This window comes from Martelella mediterranea, assembly GCF_021021415.1.
Lineage (GTDB): Bacteria > Pseudomonadota > Alphaproteobacteria > Rhizobiales > Rhizobiaceae > Martelella > Martelella mediterranea_C.
This window is the reverse complement of the sequence record NZ_JAINWJ010000012.1, coordinates 1-18,903: the sequence shown is the minus strand read 5'-3', so window position 1 is coordinate 18,903 and position 18,903 is coordinate 1. Positions and strand designations below refer to the sequence as shown.

20 protein-coding genes are annotated in these 18,903 nt (G+C 62.6%); 7 read left to right on the top strand and 13 right to left on the bottom strand.

From position 1 onward, the window contains the following. Positions 1 to 18 precede the first annotated feature (18 nt). The 5 genes from K7H91_RS09815 (at position 19) to K7H91_RS09795 (ending at position 6,403) form a co-directional block, all read left to right on the top strand. On the top strand, positions 19 to 987 hold the full coding sequence (locus K7H91_RS09815) for an ABC transporter permease (protein ID WP_230720134.1): 969 nt from the start codon (positions 19 to 21) through the stop codon (positions 985 to 987). A 108-nt stretch (positions 988 to 1,095) separates the two neighbouring features. Beyond that, on the top strand, positions 1,096 to 2,010 hold the full coding sequence (locus K7H91_RS09810) for a substrate-binding domain-containing protein (protein ID WP_230720133.1): 915 nt from the start codon (positions 1,096 to 1,098) through the stop codon (positions 2,008 to 2,010). A 141-nt stretch (positions 2,011 to 2,151) separates the two neighbouring features. Next, complete coding sequence (locus K7H91_RS09805) at positions 2,152 to 3,204, top strand: sugar phosphate isomerase/epimerase family protein (RefSeq protein ID WP_230720053.1); 1,053 nt, start codon at positions 2,152 to 2,154, stop codon at positions 3,202 to 3,204. 405 nt (positions 3,205 to 3,609) lie between these two features. Next, positions 3,610 to 4,794, top strand: a complete 1,185-nt coding sequence (locus K7H91_RS09800; RefSeq protein WP_230720052.1) for a Gfo/Idh/MocA family protein — start codon at positions 3,610 to 3,612, stop codon at positions 4,792 to 4,794. Between the two features lie 241 nt (positions 4,795 to 5,035). Next, positions 5,036 to 6,403, top strand: coding sequence for a GH1 family beta-glucosidase (locus tag K7H91_RS09795; RefSeq protein ID WP_230720051.1), 1,368 nt, complete (start codon positions 5,036 to 5,038; stop codon positions 6,401 to 6,403). A 66-nt stretch (positions 6,404 to 6,469) separates the two neighbouring features. Here K7H91_RS09795 and K7H91_RS09790 read toward each other — a convergent pair whose 3' ends face one another. The 9 genes from K7H91_RS09790 to K7H91_RS09750 all read right to left on the bottom strand — a co-directional run bounded on the left by K7H91_RS09790 (position 6,470) and on the right by K7H91_RS09750 (position 13,401). Next, positions 6,470 to 7,606, bottom strand: coding sequence for an ABC transporter ATP-binding protein (locus K7H91_RS09790; protein WP_230720050.1), 1,137 nt, complete (start codon positions 7,604 to 7,606; stop codon positions 6,470 to 6,472). Positions 7,607 to 7,696: 90 nt separating this feature from the next. After that, the gene (locus tag K7H91_RS09785) at positions 7,697 to 8,914 is read right to left on the bottom strand and encodes an ABC transporter substrate-binding protein (protein WP_230720049.1); all 1,218 of its coding nucleotides are present in this window, start codon (positions 8,912 to 8,914) and stop codon (positions 7,697 to 7,699) included. A 154-nt stretch (positions 8,915 to 9,068) separates the two neighbouring features. Continuing rightward, on the bottom strand, positions 9,069 to 9,926 hold the full coding sequence (locus tag K7H91_RS09780; RefSeq protein WP_230720048.1) for a carbohydrate ABC transporter permease: 858 nt from the start codon (positions 9,924 to 9,926) through the stop codon (positions 9,069 to 9,071). Further along, positions 9,923 to 10,807 carry a carbohydrate ABC transporter permease gene (locus K7H91_RS09775; protein ID WP_230720047.1) on the bottom strand — a complete coding sequence of 295 codons (885 nt, stop codon included), beginning with the start codon at positions 10,805 to 10,807 and terminating at the stop codon, positions 9,923 to 9,925. Before K7H91_RS09775 ends, K7H91_RS09780 begins: the two co-directional genes overlap by 4 nt. Positions 10,808 to 10,818: 11 nt before the next feature. Beyond that, on the bottom strand, positions 10,819 to 11,997 hold the full coding sequence (locus K7H91_RS09770; RefSeq protein WP_230720046.1) for a Gfo/Idh/MocA family protein: 1,179 nt from the start codon (positions 11,995 to 11,997) through the stop codon (positions 10,819 to 10,821). 296 nt (positions 11,998 to 12,293) lie between these two features. Beyond that, positions 12,294 to 12,503 (bottom strand): hypothetical protein, encoded by a 210-nt coding sequence (locus tag K7H91_RS09765; protein WP_230720045.1) that lies wholly within the window; start codon positions 12,501 to 12,503, stop codon positions 12,294 to 12,296. Between the two features lie 60 nt (positions 12,504 to 12,563). Further along, positions 12,564 to 12,800, bottom strand: coding sequence for a hypothetical protein (locus K7H91_RS09760; RefSeq protein WP_230720044.1), 237 nt, complete (start codon positions 12,798 to 12,800; stop codon positions 12,564 to 12,566). Positions 12,801 to 12,859: 59 nt separating this feature from the next. Next, on the bottom strand, positions 12,860 to 13,096 hold the full coding sequence (locus K7H91_RS09755; RefSeq protein WP_230720043.1) for a hypothetical protein: 237 nt from the start codon (positions 13,094 to 13,096) through the stop codon (positions 12,860 to 12,862). Between the two features lie 68 nt (positions 13,097 to 13,164). After that, the gene (locus K7H91_RS09750; protein ID WP_230720042.1) at positions 13,165 to 13,401 is read right to left on the bottom strand and encodes a hypothetical protein; all 237 of its coding nucleotides are present in this window, start codon (positions 13,399 to 13,401) and stop codon (positions 13,165 to 13,167) included. A gap of 130 nt (positions 13,402 to 13,531) precedes the next feature. On the opposite strand from K7H91_RS09750, the gene K7H91_RS09745 reads away from it, so the two are divergent. Continuing rightward, positions 13,532 to 13,681, top strand: a complete 150-nt coding sequence (locus K7H91_RS09745; protein ID WP_230720041.1) for a hypothetical protein — start codon at positions 13,532 to 13,534, stop codon at positions 13,679 to 13,681. 24 nt (positions 13,682 to 13,705) lie between these two features. Here the strand turns inward: K7H91_RS09745 and tal are convergent, their stop codons facing one another. From tal to K7H91_RS09730, 3 genes are all read right to left on the bottom strand, one after another. After that, positions 13,706 to 14,662, bottom strand: a complete 957-nt coding sequence (gene tal, locus K7H91_RS09740; RefSeq protein ID WP_230720040.1) for a transaldolase — start codon at positions 14,660 to 14,662, stop codon at positions 13,706 to 13,708. A 264-nt stretch (positions 14,663 to 14,926) separates the two neighbouring features. After that, positions 14,927 to 15,811: a methylated-DNA--[protein]-cysteine S-methyltransferase gene (locus K7H91_RS09735; protein WP_230720039.1), complete on the bottom strand. Its 885-nt coding sequence runs from the start codon at positions 15,809 to 15,811 to the stop codon at positions 14,927 to 14,929. A gap of 75 nt (positions 15,812 to 15,886) precedes the next feature. After that, positions 15,887 to 16,372 (bottom strand): DUF2244 domain-containing protein, encoded by a 486-nt coding sequence (locus tag K7H91_RS09730; protein ID WP_230720038.1) that lies wholly within the window; start codon positions 16,370 to 16,372, stop codon positions 15,887 to 15,889. Positions 16,373 to 16,396: 24 nt separating this feature from the next. On the opposite strand from K7H91_RS09730, the gene nth reads away from it, so the two are divergent. Further along, positions 16,397 to 17,128, top strand: a complete 732-nt coding sequence (gene nth / locus K7H91_RS09725) for an endonuclease III (RefSeq protein ID WP_230720037.1) — start codon at positions 16,397 to 16,399, stop codon at positions 17,126 to 17,128. A gap of 257 nt (positions 17,129 to 17,385) precedes the next feature. On the opposite strand, the gene fdhA is transcribed toward nth, so the two are convergent. Further along, positions 17,386 to 18,582 (bottom strand): formaldehyde dehydrogenase, glutathione-independent, encoded by a 1,197-nt coding sequence (fdhA, locus tag K7H91_RS09720; RefSeq protein ID WP_230720036.1) that lies wholly within the window; start codon positions 18,580 to 18,582, stop codon positions 17,386 to 17,388. Between the last annotated feature and the right edge of the window lie 321 nt (positions 18,583 to 18,903).

Below are 18,903 nucleotides of genomic sequence, written 5' to 3'. Positions count from 1 at the left end.
GAAAACACATCCGGCTTCATGAGCCGGCTCGACCTTCGGGTGCTGGCCCCCTTCCTGGCACTGGCGCTGCTGCTGGTGCTCGGCGCGTTTTCCAACCCGAATTTCCTGACGGTCACCAATCTGATGAACGTGGCGACCCGTTCGGCCTTCATCGCGATCATCGCGGTCGGCGCGACCTTCGTCATTTCCGCCGGCGGGCTCGATCTTTCGGTCGGCTCGATGGTCGCCTTCGTCGCCAGCCTGATGATCATGTTCATCAACACGGCGGTGATTTCCAACCCGTATCTGCTGATCGCCGCCGCCATGGTGCTGGCGATCCTGATCGGTATGGCCTGCGGGCTCCTGAACGGGGTGATCACCACGGTCGGGCGAATAGAGCCGTTCATCGTCACGCTCGGCACGATGGGGATATTCCGGGGGCTGACGACATGGCTGTCGCAGGGCGGCGCGATTACGCTGAAGGATTTCGACGTCCAGTCCGCCTATCGCCCCGCCTATTTCGGCACCGTGTTCGGGATTCCGGTTCCCGTGATCGCGATCGTGGTGACGGCGCTGATCGGGGCCTTCGTGCTCTATCGCACCCGCTTTGGCCGCCATGTCACCGCCGTTGGCTCCAATGAAGAGGTGGCGCGCTATTCCGGTATCTCGGTGCGCAATATCCGGATCATGACCTATCTGATCCAGGGCCTTTGCGTCGCCGTCGCCGTCTTGTTCTACGTGCCGCGTCTCGGTTCGACATCGGCGACCACCGGCATATTATGGGAGCTGCAGGCGATCACCGCGGTGGTCGTCGGCGGAACCGCACTCAGGGGCGGGGTCGGGCGCATCTGGGGCACGATCTGCGGCGCCTTCATTCTGGAGGTCGTCGGCAACATCATGCTGCTGTCGAACTTCATTTCCGAATATCTGATCGCCGCCATCCAGGGCACGATCATCATCATCGCCATGCTGGTGCAGCGCTCGCTGTTCAACCGGCAAAAAGGCTAACGCACTTGCGGGTTTTACGGACCGCCCGCAGCCCGGACATTCCGGACTGAACCGGTCCGCCACTTGGGAGGAGTAAACATGAAACATATGGTATTGGGCGCGACCCTTATGGCGGCGACATCGCTTGTCGGCATCACCGAAGCCCAGGCGCTGACGGTCGGCGTATCCATCCCGGCCGCCGACCACGGCTGGACCGCCGGCATCGTCTATCACGCCGAGCGCGTGGCCGAGGAACTGATGGGCGAGTATGAAGATCTCGAGATCATCGTCAAAACCTCGCCCGATCCGGCAAGCCAGGCCAACGCCGTGCAGGATCTGGCCGTGCAGGGCATCGATGCGCTGGTGATCCTGCCGACCGACCCGGATCCGCTGGTCAACGCCATCATGCAGGTCAAGAGCCAGGGCGCCTTCGTGACGCTGGTGGACCGCGCGCCGTCGAACAACGACAGCAATGTCCGCGACCTCTATGTCGCCGGCAACAATCCGGCACTTGGCGCGGTGGCCGGCGAATACATCGTCGAGACCACGCCGGACGCCGAAGTGGTCGTCATCCGCGGCCTGCCGATCCCGATCGACCAGCAGCGCCAGGACGGTTTCGACGCCGCACTCGAAGGCTCCGACGTCAAGGTTCTCGAAAAGCAGTTCGGCAACTGGAACCGCGACGACGCCTTCCGCGTGATGCAGGACTATCTGACCAAATATCCGAAGATCGACGTGGTCTGGGCGCAGGATGACGACATGGTCGTCGGCGTGCTGCAGGCGATCGAGCAGTCCGGCCGCGACGACATCCAGTATGTCATCGGCGGCGCGGGTTCGAAGGACATGATCAAGAAGGTCATGGACGGCGACAGCATGATCCCGGTCGACGTGCTCTATCCGCCGGCGATGATCGGCACGGCGATGGAACTGACGGTCGCGGGCCTGATGGATCAGGTTCCGGTGGCCGGCAGCTACATCCTCGACGCCACGCTGGTGACCGAGGACAATGCCGAGGACTACTACTTCCCGGATTCGCCTTACTGATCCGGCAGGCCGCCCCGTCGGGGGCGGCATGACAGAATACCCCGGCGGAGCCTCCGGCCCTGCACAAGCAGGGCCGCTTCGCCGGAAACCCGAGGTGGATGCCACCGACACGACGCGACCGCATAGAACGGAGGAAATATCATGAAGACGATCAAGGGACCGGCCATCTTTCTCGGTCAGTTCGCGGGCGACGAGGCCCCGTTCAACAGCTGGGACGCGATCACCAAATGGGCGGCCGATTGCGGCTATGAGGGCGTGCAGGTGCCGACCTGGGCCGGCCAGCTCATCGACCTGAAGAAGGCCGCCGAATCCAAGGATTACTGCGACGACTTCAAGGGCCAGGCCCGCGAGAACGGCGTCGAGGTGACCGAGCTTTCCACCCACCTTCAGGGTCAGCTCGTCGCCGTGCATCCGGCCTATGACGAGGCCTTTGACGGCTTTGCGACGCCGGAAGTGCGCGGCAACCCCAAGGCCCGTCAGGAATGGGCCGTCAACCAGGTGAAGATGGCGATCTCCGCCTCGAAGAATATGGGCATCAATGCACACGCGACTTTCTCCGGCGCGCTCGCCTGGCCGTTTCTCTATCCCTGGCCGCAGCGCCCGGCGGGCCTGGTGGAAACCGCCTTTGCCGAACTCGCCAAGCGCTGGACGCCGATTTTGAACCATGCCGACGAGAACGGCGTCGACATCTGCTACGAGATCCATCCGGGCGAGGACCTGCATGACGGCGTGACCTTCGAGATGTTCCTCGACCACGTCAACAACCACCCGCGCGCCAACATGCTCTACGATCCGTCGCATTACGTGCTGCAGTGCCTCGACTATCTCGACAACATCGACATCTACAAGGACCGGATCAAGATGTTCCACGTCAAGGACGCGGAGTTCAATCCGACCGGCCGTCAGGGCGTCTATGGCGGCTATCAGGGCTGGGTCGACCGCGCCGGACGGTTCCGCTCGCTCGGCGATGGCCAGGTCGATTTCGGCGCGGTGTTCTCGAAGATGGCCGCCAACGACTTCGATGGCTGGGCCGTGGTTGAGTGGGAATGCTGCCTGAAACACCCGGAAGACGGCGCCCGCGAAGGCTCGGAATTCGTTCGCCACCACATCATCCGCGTGACGGAAAGGGCCTTCGACGACTTCGCCGGCGGCGGCACCGACGAAGCCGCCAACAAGCGGATGCTGGGGTTGTAAGGTTCGCTGACGCAGGCGGCGGCTGTTGGTCTTCCCCCCTCACCCCAACCCTCTCCCCTGAGGGGCGAGGGGGTTCGCTGATCAAGGTGATGGGCAGAGTACCAGCCCCACGATCCCTTCTCCCCGCCGGGGAGAAGGTGGCGGCAGCCGGATGAGGGGCGCAGGCGCAAAGAGGAAGCGGAGAAGAGCGGCAGTCGGAGGGCCGCAGACAAACACAACGGCTGGCGCGGGCTGACAGACTCTCCCCTCACCCCAACCCTCTCCCCTAAGGGGCGAGGGGGCTCGCTGGTCGGGGTGATAGGCAGAGAACCAGCCCCACGATCCCTTCTCCCCTCGGGAGAGAAGGTGGCGGCAGCCGGATGAGGGGTTTTCACCCCGCACAAAGACAATTCAGGAGAACACGACATGGCGATTGAAGGCAAAGACGAGAAATATTCCGGTCGCATCCGGCTCGGCATGGTGGGCGGCGGCTCGGGCGCGTTTATCGGCGGCGTGCACCGCATCGCGGCGCGGCTTGACGATCACTACACGCTGGTCGCGGGCGCGCTGTCGTCCACGCCGGAAAAGGCGCTGGCCTCCGGCAAGGAACTCGGCCTCGACCCGGAGCGCACCTACGGCTCCTACGAGGAGATGGCCGAGAAGGAAGCCGCGCGCGAGGACGGCATCGAGGCGGTCGCGATCGTGACGCCGAACCACATGCATTTCGGCCCGGCCAAGGCCTTTCTCGAAAAGGGCATCCACGTCATCTGCGACAAGCCGGTGACCTCCAATCTGGAAGACGCCAAGGCGCTGAAGGCGATCGCCGACAAGGCCAATGCGCTGTTCATCCTCACCCACAACTACACCGGCTACCCGATGATCCGCCAGGCCCGCGCCATGGTGGCAAACGGCGATCTCGGCGACATCCGCCTGATCCACGCCGAATATCCGCAGGACTGGCTGACCGAGCCGGTTGAAAGGCAGGGGTCGAAACAGGCCGAGTGGCGCACCGACCCGAAACGCTCGGGCGCCGGCGGCGCGCTGGGCGATATCGGCACCCACGCGCTGAACCTTGCCCTGTTCGTATCGGGTGCTGCGGTCGAAAGCCTCGCGGCCGATCTCGACAGTTTCGTGGAAGGCCGGCAGCTTGACGACAACGCCCATGTCATGCTGCGCTTCAAGGAGAAGAACGGCGTTAGGCCCAAGGGCATGCTGTGGGCCAGCCAGGTGGCGCCCGGCTTTGAAAACGGTTTGAAAATCCGCGTCTGCGGCACCAAGGGCGGGATCGAATGGGTGCAGGAACACCCGAACATCCTGTGGTTCACCCCGTTCGGTCAGCCGAAGCAGATGCTGACCCGCAACGGCGCCGGCGCCCTGCCGGAATCCACCCGCGTTTCCCGCATCCCCGCCGGCCACCCGGAAGGCTATCTCGAAGGCTTCGCCAATATCTATTCCGAAGCAGCGCTCGCCATCAAGGCATACCGCGATGGAGAAGAAGTCCCCGACGTGATCTATCCGACGATCGAGGACGGCGTGATCGGTCTTGCCTTTGTCGAGGCCTGCGTCGAATCGGCCAAGAAGGACGGCGCCTGGGTGAAACCGAACGTCTGATGCGCTTCGGCCCTGCATGCGCGCTCAACGGCGCCATGCCGGGCCGGGTGACGCAATTCGGCAACGTTGTGCGGATAAGTTCTGTAACGTTACAGATTTCGGCGGCCCGTTCTGTACAAAGCGCTTTGGATTTTCTAGAGATCGGCCTCGAAAAAGCCGTGGCACACTGGCGTTGCGGCGGCGAGACGACTAAGGCCGGGTGGAACCGCCTCATCCCGGCCGAGACGAAAGGATATCCAGCATGATCGATCCCAAGGCTCTGGCCGGACGTTTTCCGTCCGATTTCATGTTCGGCGTCGCGACGGCCTCGTATCAGATCGAGGGTGCTGCCCGCGAGGACGGCCGCAAGCCCTCCATCTGGGATGCGTTTTCCCACATGCCGGGCCGCACCTTCAACGGCGACAGCGGTGATGTCGCCTGCGATCACTACCATCGCCTCGACGAGGACCTCGACCTGATCAAGTCGCTCGGCGTCGAGACCTACCGGTTTTCGATCGCCTGGCCGCGCATCATTCCCGATGGCCGCGGGCCGATCAACGAGGCCGGCCTCGATTTCTATGATCGCCTGATTGACGGCTGCAAGGAGCGCGGCATCAAGACCAACGCGACGCTCTATCACTGGGATCTGCCGCTGACGCTTGCCGGCGACGGCGGCTGGGCGGCACGCTCGACGGCCTATGCCTTCCAGCGCTATGCGCAGACGGTGATGAAGCGGCTCGGCGACCGCCTCGACATGGTCGCGACCTTCAACGAACCCTGGTGCATCGTCTGGCTCAGCCATCTCTACGGCGTTCACGCGCCGGGCGAGAAGTCGATCGACGCCGCCCTTGCCGCGCTCCACACGATGAACCTCGCCCACGGCCTTGGCGTCGAGGCGATCCGCCAGGAAGCGCCGAACGTGCCGGTCGGCATCGTCTGCAATCATCAGGCGCTCGAACCCGCCTCTGACCGCGCCGAGGATATGGCCGCGGTCGAACGGGCCTTCCAGTTCCACAATGCCTGCTTCTTCGATCCGATGCTGAAGGGCGAATACCCGGCCGATTTCATGGCCGCCTATGGTGAACGCATGCCGGAGATCGAGGACGGCGACCTTGCGACCATCAACCAGAAGCTCGACTGGTGGGGGCTCAATTACTACCGCCCCATGCGCATCGCCCATGACGGCAGCCCGGACGCGGCGTTTCCGGCGGTAAGGGAGACCGCCCCGGTCAACAATGTCCTCACCGATATCGGCTGGGAAGTCTACGCCCCGTCGCTCGGCAAGCTGATCAAACAGCTCTACGACCGTTACGACCTGCCGGACATGTACATCACCGAGAACGGCGCCTGCTACAATATGGGCCCGGTCGACGGCGTGGTCGACGATGCGCCGCGCACCGAATATCTCTCCGAGCACATTGCGGTCTGCGCAGACCTCATCGATGCCGGCATTCCGCTGAAGGGCTATTACGCCTGGAGCCTCATGGACAATTTCGAATGGGCGGAAGGCTACCGCATGCGTTTCGGCCTCGTCCACGTGGACTACGAAACCCAGGAACGCACCATCAAGGACTCCGGCAAGTGGTACAAGGCGCTGGCCGAGACCTTCGGGGAAAACGAAGAGGCCTGATCAGCCGACCGTGAGCTTGACGCCATCGGCGGCGTGCCCCTGCTCCGCCGATGGCTGGCCCCCGGCTCAAGCTTGGGCTTCGGGCGCCAGCACTTTCTCGAAATCGAAATCCTTGAGTTCGACGCGGCGCTCCAGCGCATTGCCGTCGCCATCGAACAGGTGGCAGTCTGCGGCGTTGATGCCGATCACCACGTCCTCGTCGACGCGCACCGGGGCCGAGCCCGAAGTCAGCGAGCAGAAGGTCTTGCCCTCGCCAAGCGCCGCATAGGCGATGGTGTTGATGCCAAGGCGTTCGATTACCGTCGGTTTGATGGTGATCGCCAGCTCGCCGCCGCCAAGCACGGTGTGCTCGGGACGAATGCCGAGCGTCAGCGTTTCGCCGACGAGGCCGTCGCGGGGCTCCACCGGGACGGTGAGGCTCTTGCCGTCATATTCGACGGTGACACCGGACTGATCGGCGCCGGTGCAGGTCACCTTCAGGAGATTCATCGGCGGATTGCCGATAAAGCCCGCGACGAACAGGTTCTGCGGCTTGTGGTAGAGTTCGAGCGGCGCGCCGACCTGGGCGATGTCGCCGGCATTCAGCACCACGATCCGATCGGCCATGGTCATGGCCTCGACCTGGTCGTGGGTCACATAGATCATGGTGGCCGCGAGGTCGTGGTGGAGGCGCGTCAGTTCGATGCGCATTTCGCCGCGCAGCGCCGCGTCGAGGTTGGAGAGCGGTTCGTCGAACAGGAAGATTTTCGGCTTGCGCACGATCGCGCGGCCAATCGCGACGCGCTGGCGCTGGCCGCCCGACAGCATGCCGGGCTTCTGCTGCAGGCGCTCGCCGAGTTGCAGGATATTCGCCGCCGCCTCGACGCGCTCGCGCACCTCCGGCTCGGCCATTTTCTGCACGCGCAACGGAAAGGCGATGTTCTCGTAGACCGTCATATGCGGATAGAGCGCGTAGGACTGGAACACCATCGAGATGCCGCGCTTGACGGGGGCGAGATTGTTGACGCGCTCGCCATCGATCGTGATGTCGCCGGAGGTGATGTCCTCAAGGCCGGCGATCATGCGCAGAAGCGTGGATTTGCCGCAGCCGGACGGGCCGACGAAAACCACGAATTCGCCCTCATGCACCTCCAGATCGATGCCCTTGATGACATCGTAGATGCCGTAATTCTTGTAGATGTTTTTGAGATTGAGCTGTCCCAAGAGGTCTCTCCTGCCGCATCCGGGCCGCCGTTCCAGGCCGGCCTGCAAATGGGAAGCCGCCCGGCGGGTTTTCGCCGGGCGGCCGTCGTTTTACTTGTATTCTTCGATCTCGGCCGCGGTCGAGGAGAGGATCTCAGCCGGCTCGGCGGAACCGATGACGACGGACTGGACCATGTCGACCATGGCGTTCTGGAACGCCTGGTAATCGGTGAACAGCGGCTCCGGACCGCCGAACTCGATACCGTCGAGGAAGGGCGCCCAGGTCGGGTCCTCGGCCACCATTTCCTGAACGCCCGGCACCGGACGCAGCGGCGTCAGGCCGTGAGTCTTTTCATAATAGAACTGGTTTTCCGGGTTGGTGAGCCATTTGGCGAGGCTGATCGCCTGTTCTTCAACGCCCGAACCGTCGAACACGGCCATGCTGTCGGTGATCAGCAGCGTGCCGGGGCCCTCGCCCTGCGGGCCGACCGGCAGCAGCGCCACGCCCCAGTTGAGATCGTCATTGACGCGGTTTCTCACCCACGGGCCCTGCTCGATCATGGCCACCTGGGCATCGTTGAACAGCGGCGTCAGCTCGTCCTGCTCGTAGGCGGTCGGGCCTTCCTGGGCGACGTCCACCATCTTGCCGTACCATTCCAGCGCCTCCAGGTTCTGCGGGCTGTCGAGTACGATATTGCCGTCGGCGTCGACGACTTGGCCGTTATTGGTGTAAACCCAGTGCAGATACTGGTGCATGGTGTTGTCGAAGCTCTTGGCGGTCAGGCCGAAACCGGGCGTGCCGGTCTTTTCCTTGATGGTGGCGGCCATGTCGTAGAGTTCCTGCCAGGTCTTCGGCGGGGTCTCCGGGTCGAGGCCCGCCTGTTCGAACAGGTCCTTGTTCCAGTAGAGCGCCTTGGTGGAAAACGCGACCGGAACGCCCCATTGCGCGCCGTCGAAGGTGACGGTGTCGACGATGTGCGGATAGTAGGAAGCCTTTTCCTCCTCGCTCATCGGGATCGGCACGATCAGGCCGTTTTCGGAAAGCTGCTTCAAGGTGCGGGAGCCCATATAGGCAAGGGCGATCGGCGTGCCGGCAACGGCGAGGTTGGTGGCCTTGTCCTGGCACTGGCCCCAGCCGACAACCTCGGTCTCGACCTTGTAGCCGGGATTGTTCTTTTCCCATTCGGCGATGAAGCCGTCATAGCCTTCGGCAAGCTCGTCGCCGCACTGGATCATCGATACGACCTTGTCTTCGGCGGAGGCGACGGAGGCCGAGGCGAGGAGCGCGAGCGTTGCGACGCCGAGGCTGAGTTTCTTCAGATCAGGCATTTTGAATTCCCCTATCTTTCGTCCATTCGATGATCGCCCGTGGACGGTGCGGGCCTTTGCGTTTCGGCAGTCAAACCCCTGCCGTTCGAACTGGCGGTCGCATGCAGCGCATGTTCTCCCGATCGCCAAAAGGGTGGCGGCCGAAACCGCCGGGTCAGGTCTTCACCGCGCCTGCCGTCATACCGGCAACAAGGTAGCGCTGAAGGAACAGGAACACGATGAACACCGGCAGGATGCCGACGAAGCTTGCCGCCATCAGCTCGTTCCAGATCACCTCCTGCCGCCCGAAGAAGGCGTAGAGGCCGACCGGAAGCGGCATGTATTCGGACTTCGAATTGAAGGTCAGCGCAAAGATGAATTGCTGCGCGTAGATCGTCAGGAAGGCAGCGATCGCGATCACGGCGATGCCGGGCATGGCGAGCGGCACGATCACCCGGCGGAAGGTGTAGAACCGGCTTGCGCCATCCACCAGCGCCGCTTCCTCCAGCTCGCGCGGAATGCGCAGCATATAGGTGCGCAGCAGCCAGATGCCGGTCGGGATGGTGAAGGCGACGCCGGGCACGATCATCGCGAAATAGGTGTTGATCAGCCCGAAGGAGCGCATCAGCCTAAACAGCGGGATCAGGAGCACCGCGCCGGAGAACATGTTGACCGCCAGAAACGCGCCAAGCAGCGGGCCGCGGCCCTTGAACTCGAACCGGGCGAAGGCATAGGCCGCCGGCGTCACGAAGATCACCGAAAGCGCCGTGCCGATGCCGGCAATCAGGATCGAGTTGAAGATATAGCGTCCGAGCAGCGGCACCCGCTCCCACATGTCGAAATAGGCGGCGAGCGACGGGTCTTCCGGCCAGAACCTGTAGGGCGCGGAGAACAGGTGGTTGAGCGGCTTCAGCGACACCATGAAGCCCTCGAAGAATGGCGCCAGCACGAAGAACAGGAACACGGCGAGCCCGGCATAGACGCCGATCAGCTCATACCACTTGTAATGATGGATGCGGGCGGTGGGTTTCATCGTGCGGCCTCCCCGGAAAAGCGGCTGACGGCGCGGAAATAGACGTAGCAGAAGATCGACAGGAAGATGCAGATCAGCACCGCCCGGGCCGCGCCCGCGCCGAACTTGTAGGAGCCGATCGCGACCTTGTAGGTATCGATGATCATCGTGGTGGTGGCACTCGACGGGCCGCCCTTGGTCAGGATCCAGATGATGTCGAAGGAGTTGAAGGTCGAGATCAACGAGATCATCGACATCGTCACCAAAGCCGGCACGATCAGCGGCAGGGTGATCCGGCGGAAGCGGTAGAACCGGCCGGCGCCATCGGTCCAGGCGGCCTCGTAGAGATCGGACGGGATCGACTGCACGGCGGCCAGCATGTAGATCGTGACCATCGGCACGCCGATCCAGACATCGGTAACAATGGTGGCGATGAAGGCCGACGTGCCGGTCGCCAGGATCGGGAACGGGCCATCGAGCAGGCCGAAGCGCTGCAGCAGGCCGGAAATCATGCCGAACTGGCCGTTATACATCCAGCCCCACATGAAGATGCCGATCGCCATCGGCACGATCCATGGCGGCATGGCGAGCACCCGAAACAGGGTGCGACCGGGCACGGCGGCGCTCAGGAGCAACGCGCCGAACACGCCGATCACCATTTTCGCGGCGACCGAGAAGAAGGTCCAGATGAAGGTGCGGATGATCACCTCGCCGAAGCCGCGCTCGAAAATCTTGAAATAATTCTCCAACCCGACCCAGTCATAGGTCCGCTTCAGCGAGGCGTCGGTGAAGGAGAGGTTGATCGTGTCGAGCAGCGGATAGGCGACGATCAGCAGGATATAGATCAGGGCGGGGGCGAGAAGGAGCCAGGCGAAGATGACGGCTGAGCGTTTGGTATCCATCCCGGTCCCCTTCAGCCCGCGGCTTTCGCTTCGGCGGTCTCGCCGTGAAGCAGCGCGTCATAGCGGGCCCAGACCGGGGCGAGATCGACCACCTTGCGCTCGCGGCGGGCCTCATCCATGGCGAGCGCCAGAATGCCGGCCTCGATGGCGTCGAGCGCGGAGACCGGCAGCGCCGCGCCGCGGGTGATATGGGCGATCACATCCTCGGCCATCTGCTCGTCCGCGCCATAATGCTGGGAGCGTTCCGACGGAGCGGAATAGGTGCGCGACACGGTTTTCTCGCCGGTGCGGGCGTCATGGACATCGAGGAAGCCGCGCACGAAATCGCCCTCCGCCATGCCCTTCGCGCCGATCACGCAGAAGCGGCGGAATTCGTCGGGCACATTCAGATTGGTGTGAAAGGTCATGGCGACGCCGTTTTCATATTCGACGGTCGCGGTCTGGTAATCGATGATGTCGCCGTCGCTGTCGAACACCTTGTCCGATCCCATCCAGCCGCTCGGCTTGCGGTGATAGACCTCGATATCGTTGGCGCCGGCGCCCTGTGGCGCATTGGCCGGCGTGAAGCTCTTTCGGCCGCCGAAGCTTGCGACATAACGCGGCCGCGCGCCGACCACGCCATTATAGAGGTCGAGGTCGTGGCAGCATTTTTCCAGCATGAAGGGGCCGGAATAGCGCGTGTTGCGCCGCCAGTCGCGCATGAAGAACGCGCCGTGATAGGGCGCGATATGCTCCGAGGCCTCGATCGAAACCACATCGCCCAGCCGGCCGTCGGCCTGGGCGGCGCGCAGGTCGCGGTAAAGCGGCGAATAGCGCAGCACGAGGCCGACCAGCAGCCGGTCGTGGCCATAGGTATGGAGGAGAGCCGCGAGTGCGTAGCTCTCCTCAATCGACATTACGATCGGCTTTTCGGTGAAAACGGTCAGCCCCGCCTCAAGCCCGATGCGGATATGGTCGAGATGCATGAAATTGGGCGAACCGATCATCAAGAGATCGAACGTCTCGTTTTCGATCAGCGCTTCGGGCGTGTCATAGGCCTTGCCGGGAGAAATGCCGTCTTTTTCAAGCGTTTCGAGCCCGGCGGGGGCAGGATCCACATAACCCACGATCTCGAAATCGGGGTCCATTTCGGAAAACACCGCGCCAAGATAACCCAGACGGAAACCGAGTCCGATAATAGCGACCTTCATGGAGGACTGTTCCCAACATTTTCGTAATTTATTTTCTTCAGACTGAGACAAGAAAGCCGAAACGTCAACAAACTTTCGCCAAAAAAATGGCTTCATGAAAATGATTTTCAGAAACTTGGATTGGATGTGGCTTCGACGCCAAGGCTCCCCGCGCGCCGGCAACGCCGGCATATGACAAAAAAAGGCCCCGGAAAACCGGGGCCATGTTGAGGTGTAGGGGGGCAAGTCACCTCGGGCATTGCAGCCGATGTCAGGCTTCGCCGGCGCCAACGGCGAAAGCCGCATTCTGCTCGGTATCAGTCGACGGACTGCTGGGCCTCGTCGCTGACCGTCATTCCGGCGCTTTCCGCGGCGTCGAAACGCTCGGCGCTTTCAATGTCGACGCCGCCGGCGGACACCATCATCCGCAGGCCATCCATCGGGATCGCCGCGGGCTGGAGAGCAAAGGCCGCCGGCGCGGCGGCCAGCAAAAGGACCAGGGCTGAGGGGACCGTGAACCTTGTCATTGCCATTGCTCCTGAAAGAGTGCCACGCCGGAGACCGGCGCGCACGGGTTATCTGACGCGTCAGTCGTTGCTCTGGCGAACCTGGTCAACGAGCTTGAGCGAACCGTCATCGGCCACGCGGAAGTAGTTCACATAGCGATCGCCGAACTTGTCGGTGCCATTGATTTGAACCGTCGAGCCGACCGGGGCCTTGGAAAGCGTACCGGTGTCCGGAACGGCCGAAGGCTGGATGGCGAAGGCGGCCGGCGCGGCGGCCAGAAGGGAGAACAGAGCGGCGGACGCTGCGATCTTTTTCATTTTTATGACTCCTTGAGAGGGGTGCGGCGCCATTGCCGGCGCCGGTCACCCTGCTTGTTTTAGTCGTTGCTCTGGCGAACCTGGTCGACCAGCTGCAGCGAGCCGTCATCGGTCACGCGGAAGAAGTTGACATAGCGGTCGCCGAAGTTATCGGTGCCGTTGATCTGAACCGTGGAGCCGACCGGGGCCTTGGAGAGCGTGCCGGTATCCGGAACGGCCGAAGGCTGGATGGCGAAAGCCGCGGGGGCTGCTGCGAGAGCGGAGACCAGGGCGGCGGTTGCTACGAACTTGTTCATTTCAGAATACTCCTTGGGTATTTCAGTCGGATGCGGCGCCGTTTTCCGACGCGCGATTATTGGTGGCTTCAGTCGTTGCTCTGGCGAACCTGATCGACCAGTTGCAGCGAGCCGTCTTCGCTCACGCGGAAGAAGTTGACATAGCGGTCGCCGAAATTGTCGGTGCTGTTGATCTGGACCGTGGAGCCGACCGGGGCCTTGGAAAGCGTGCCGGTGTCCGGAACGGCGGAGGGCTGGATGGCGAAGGCCGCGGGGGCTGCTGCGAGAGCGGAGACCAGGGCGGCGGTTGCTGCGAACTTGTTCATGATGAAACTCCTTTGATCATCATTGTGTCGTTTGATGACCGGGAGATGGGATTTAATCAGTTGATTAACAAGTCTTCATTTTAGAGCCGCTGCGTCGTTTTTTTGTTGACGGTCCACTACGAAGTCTTTGATGACGCTCTATTTTTCAGAACAGGGCGGCCTGAAGCGCGCGACAATTTCCATTATAAATCAACTGATTAAATCAGTATTGACGCCACCGTTTGCAAGCCTTCCGGCGCTGTTTCAGGCAACAAAAAACCCGGCCGCGAGGCCGGGTTGATCGGGTGATTTTTTCGAAAAATTTTCAGGCGTCGAGCTTTTCCGCCACCAGCGTGCGCAATTTTCCGAGGTCCTTGGCGAAATTGCGGATGCCTTCGGCGAGCTTTTCGGTCGCCATCGGGTCCTCGTTCATCATCCAGCGGAAGGTCTTCTCGTCCATCTCGATCCTGTCTTCGGCCTCGAACACATCCGGCGTGAGCTTGCGTTCCAGCTTGCCCTCGTCGGCGGCGAGTTCTTCCAGCAGGTTCGGGGAGATCGTCAGCCGGTCGCAGCCGGCAAGGCCTTCGATCTCGCCGGTATTGCGGAACGAGGCGCCCATGACCACGGTCTTGATGCCGTTGGCCTTGTAGTAATTGTAGATCGAGCGGACCGACAGCACGCCCGGATCGGTTTCCGAGGTATAGGTCTCGCCGGTATCCTTCTTGTACCAGTCCAGGATACGGCCGACGAAGGGCGAGATCAGGAAGGCGCCGGCATCGGCGCAGGCAATCGCCTGGCATTTGGAAAACAGCAGCGTCAGATTGCAGTCGATGCCTTCCTTCTGCAGGATTTCGCAGGCGCGAATGCCCTCCCAGGTGGAGGCGAGCTTGATCAGGATGCGCTCGCGACCGATGCCGCGGTCTTCATAGGCCTTGATGATCTCACGCGCCTTGGCGACCGAAGCCTCGGTGTCGAAGGACAGGTCGGCGTCAACCTCGGTCGAAACCCGGCCGGGCACGAGCTTTACCAGCGCAGCACCCACATCGATGGCGAGCCGGCTTGCGACGGCTGCAACAACGTCATCCTTGGCGCCGCCCTGCTCCTTGCCCCATTTGATCGCCTCGGCGAAGGCGTCGTCGAACATGTCGGTGGACAGCGCCTTCAGCACGATCGAGGGATTGGTGGTGCAATCGACCGGTTTCAGTTTCTCGACAGCGCGGATATCGCCGGTATCGGCAACGACCGTGGTCATCTCGCGCAATTGATCTAGCTTGGAAGCCATTTTCCTCATCCTTCCTTCTATGGCCGGGCCCGAAGGCCGGCCGCAATCCTGTTCCGCCGAAGCCGTCGCGGCGCTCCCGCGATGATAGCGGGTCGCGGTGATGCGTTCATGACTGTTCGCAGACATCGGCCCGCCATGCAAGGGCGGCGGTTTCCCGGCGACTATCGCAAGCCGGGCTTTTCAAAGTCAAGAAAGGATATGGAAACGAAGGGCCGAAACGGCAACCGGTTCGGCTGGAATATCCGTTTTGGTCAAGCGCGGCGCTCACGCCTTGCCGGCCTCCCAGCCGAGCATCGCCCGTTTGCGGGTCACGCCCCAGTGATAACCGGTCAGGGCGCCGGACTTGCCGAGCGCGCGGTGGCAGGGCACGACGAAGGAGACCGGATTTCGCCCGATCGCAGCGCCAACGGCGCGCGAGGCGTTGGGCCGGCCGATCTCGGATGCGATTTCGGAATAGGACTTCGCCTTGCCGAAGGGTATCTTCAAAAGGCTTTCCCAGACCTGAACCTGAAAGTCCGTGCCGATCAGAACGACCTTGAGCGGCCGGTCCGAGGACCATTCCTCCGGGTCGAATATCCGCCGCGCATAGGCCGCCGTTGCCGGCTCGTCCTCGATATACGTCGCATTGGGCCAGCGCGCGGTCATGTCCTCGAAGGCGGTGCGCTCGTCGCCCGGATCGGCGAAGGCGACGCCGGCAAGGCCGCGATCGGTGATCATCAGCAACGACCGGCCGAAGGGCGAGGCATGAAATCCGTAGCGGATCACCAAGCTCTCGCCGCCGCTCTTCCATTCGCCCGGCGACATCGCCTCATGGGTGACGAACAGATCGTGCAGCCGTCCGGGCCCGGACAGGCCGAGTTCATAGGAGGTGTCGAGCACCGGAAGCCGCTCCTTGCCGAGGAGCTCCTTGGCGTGGTCCAGCGTGATCGCCTGCAGAAACGCCTTGGGCGACAGGCCGGCCCAGCGGGTGAAGGTCTTCTGCAGCCCGGTCGGCGACATGCCGAGCCGCTCGGCGATGGTCTCGAGCCCCGGCTGTTCGCGATAGTCCTCGCTGATCATCGTGATCACGCTGCGCACTGTGTCGTAGTCCGCTCCGCAGGGTGTGGTCTCTACGGCGCTGTCGGATATGGTGTCAAATAAGGCGTTCATCGGCTTCGTGCTCCTTCGTCACGGCAGGAAGCACGGTTTCTTTCCGCGCCGCCACCCGATTCTTGCCAGAGGCGCTCAAATGCGCTGTTTCACGGTGGCCAGCGCCTGCCGGAAGGCCCTGGCGAAGCTCTCGCGGTCATCGGGATTGAGAAAGGCGCCGATCTCGGTCCGCCGCCCCTCCCCCGCAAGCGCCATCTGGGTGATGCCGAATTCATCGTGACGGTCGACGGTGAAGCGCGCCCAGAACGGATTGTAATGCGCCTCAAGCCGCTTGCCCGCCGGCGTCACCTTGGTGACGGATATCTCGAGCCGCGACACCCGGACATGCTCGCGCTCGAGCGCGCTGCGATAGGACAGCCGGAAGGCGGCATAGAGACCGGCGAAGGCCGCAAGGCAGTAAAGCGCGATCGGCCAGGCGCCATGGACGGTGAAATAGAGCACATTCGCCACGAAGCCGAGGGCCGCGAGCATGAGCAGCACGCGAAAACCCTTGCGCCCTAGAGAGCGATGGGGGAAAAGTTCAGCCGAAAAGACCGGCCTGTCATCAAGCGCTTCGGTCATTGCGCGTCGAGCCAGATTGAAAAAATGACAAAAACCAGACCCACAGTCAGCACCCAAAGGCGCAAAAAGTCAAATCGCGCGCGGGCGAGCGCCTATAGCGAGGCGGAGATCCGCGAGATTTTTCGCCGCTTCGAAATCCAGCGGCCGGAGCCGAAGGGCGAACTCGAGCACACCAACCCATTCACGCTGCTGGTGGCCGTAGCGCTTTCCGCCCAGGCCACTGATGTCGGCGTCAACAAGGCGACCCGCGCGCTGTTTGCGGAAGTCGAGACGCCGCAACAGATGCTGGAGCTGGGCGAGGAAAGGCTGATTGCCCATATCAAGACGATCGGGCTCTACCGCAACAAGGCCAAGAACGTGATCGCGATGAGCCGCAAGCTGATCGACGATTTCGGCGGCGAGGTGCCGAGGACGCGCGAGGAGTTGGTGACGCTGCCGGGCGTCGGCCGCAAGACCGCCAATGTGGTGATGTCGATGGCGTTCGGCCATGCGACGATCGCCGTCGACACCCATATCTTCCGCATCGCCAACCGTATCGGCCTTGCGCCCGGCAAGACGCCGGACGAGGTCGAGGCGAAGCTGGAACGGGTGATCCCGGACGAATACCTGTTCCACGCCCACCACTGGCTGATCCTGCACGGCCGCTATGTCTGCAAAGCTCGCAAGCCGGACTGTCCGGCCTGCGTGATCGCCGACATCTGCAAGGCGGCGGAGAAGACCAGCGAAATGCCGGCGCCACTGGTTCCGATCGGGTGAACCGATCGTGCCGGCGCCTTTCCGGCGAAGCCGGTCGCTGGCGAAGCGCCCTCACGGTCACTTCCGTCATGCCGGCCTTGAGCCGGCATCCAGGGCGGAATATCGGCGACTATCAGGAATAAACCCTTTGCGCGCAGAGCGTTATGCCGCCCTGGACCCCGGAACAAGTCCGGGGTGACGGAGCGATGGGCAAGCGCCGGGTGTCCGCAACAATGGCTTGCCGGCAGTCCGGCTTTGCATCTGTTTTCGTCGTTTCGCTAAGCCGCGACCGATCCATGCGGGTCGATGACGAATTTCTTGGCCGCCCCGCCATCGAAATCGGCATAGCCGCGCGGGGCATCGTCGAGGGTGATGAGTTCGACATTCACCGCCTTTGCGATATCCACCCGATCATACAGGATCGCCTGCATCAGCGCCCGGTTATAGCGCATCACCGGGCACTGGCCGGTGTGGAAGGAATGCGACTTCGCCCAACCCAACCCGAACCGCAGGCTGAGCGCGCCCTTCTGCGCGGCCTTGTCCGCAGCGCCGGGATCTTCGGTCACGTAAAGACCCGGAATGCCGATCTGGCCGCCGGCGCGGGTCAGGTCCATGGCCGAATTCAGCACGGTGGCAGGCTGCTCGTGGCTGTGATCATGGCCGCAGCCATGGGCCTCGAAACCGACGCAATCGACAAAGGCATCCACCTCCGGCGTGCCGGTGATCTCGGCCACCATGTCTCCCAACGTGGCGTCCTGCCTGAGGTCGATGGCCTCGCAGCCGAAGCTTTTCGCCTGCCGCAGGCGCTCGGGGATCATGTCCCCGACGATGACGCAGGCAGCCCCCAGAAGTCTCGCGGAGGCTGCGGCGGCAAGGCCGACCGGCCCGGCGCCAGCGATATAGACGATCGAGCCGGGCCCGACGCCCGCCGTCACGCAGCCATGGAAGCCGGTGGGGAAGATGTCGGAGAGCAGCGTCAGATCGGTGATCTTCTCCATCGCCTGTTCGCGATCGGGGAATTTCAGCAGGTTGAAGTCGGCATAGGGGACCATGACATATTCGGCCTGCCCGCCGACCCAGCCGCCCATGTCGACATAGCCATAGGCCGCGCCCGGGCGCGCCGGATTGACGTTGAGGCAGATGCCGGTCTTGCCCTCCTTGCAATTGCGGCAGCGCCCGCAGGCAATGTTGAACGGCACGGAAACGATGTCGCCGACGCTGATGAACTCCACATCGCGCCCGCACTCGATCACCTGCCCGGTGATTTCATGACCGAGCACAAGACCCTGCGGCGCGGTGGTGCGACCGCGCACCATATGCTGGTCGGAGCCGCAGATATTGGTGGTCAGGATTTTCAGGATCACGCCGTGATCGCAGCGGCGTTCTCCCAGCGCCAGTTTCGGAAAATCGATCGCTTCGACGGTCACTTTTCCGGCGCCTTGAAATATGACGCCCCGGTTCGATGCACTTGTCATGTCTTCCTCCCAGGCTTTGCTATGAACGAACATCATCTGCCTGGGAGAAGGTCGATTCATGTCTGAAAACGACATGATCGCATATCAAAAAGGCCGCCATTGGCATGGCGGCCTCAGACTGACGGCAAACCCTTGCATGCGTGGGTTGACGTCTTCACTGGCGTTCCCCCACAGGGGTCATGCTCGGGCTTGCCCCGAGCATCCAGGCGACTTAAGCCATTGAATTTCAGCAGACTTATTGCGAACCCTTGCCGTGTTGCCTGGATGCTCGTGTCGAGCGCGAGGATTGTTTGTTTGAAGAGGTGTTATGATTGTTGTGGT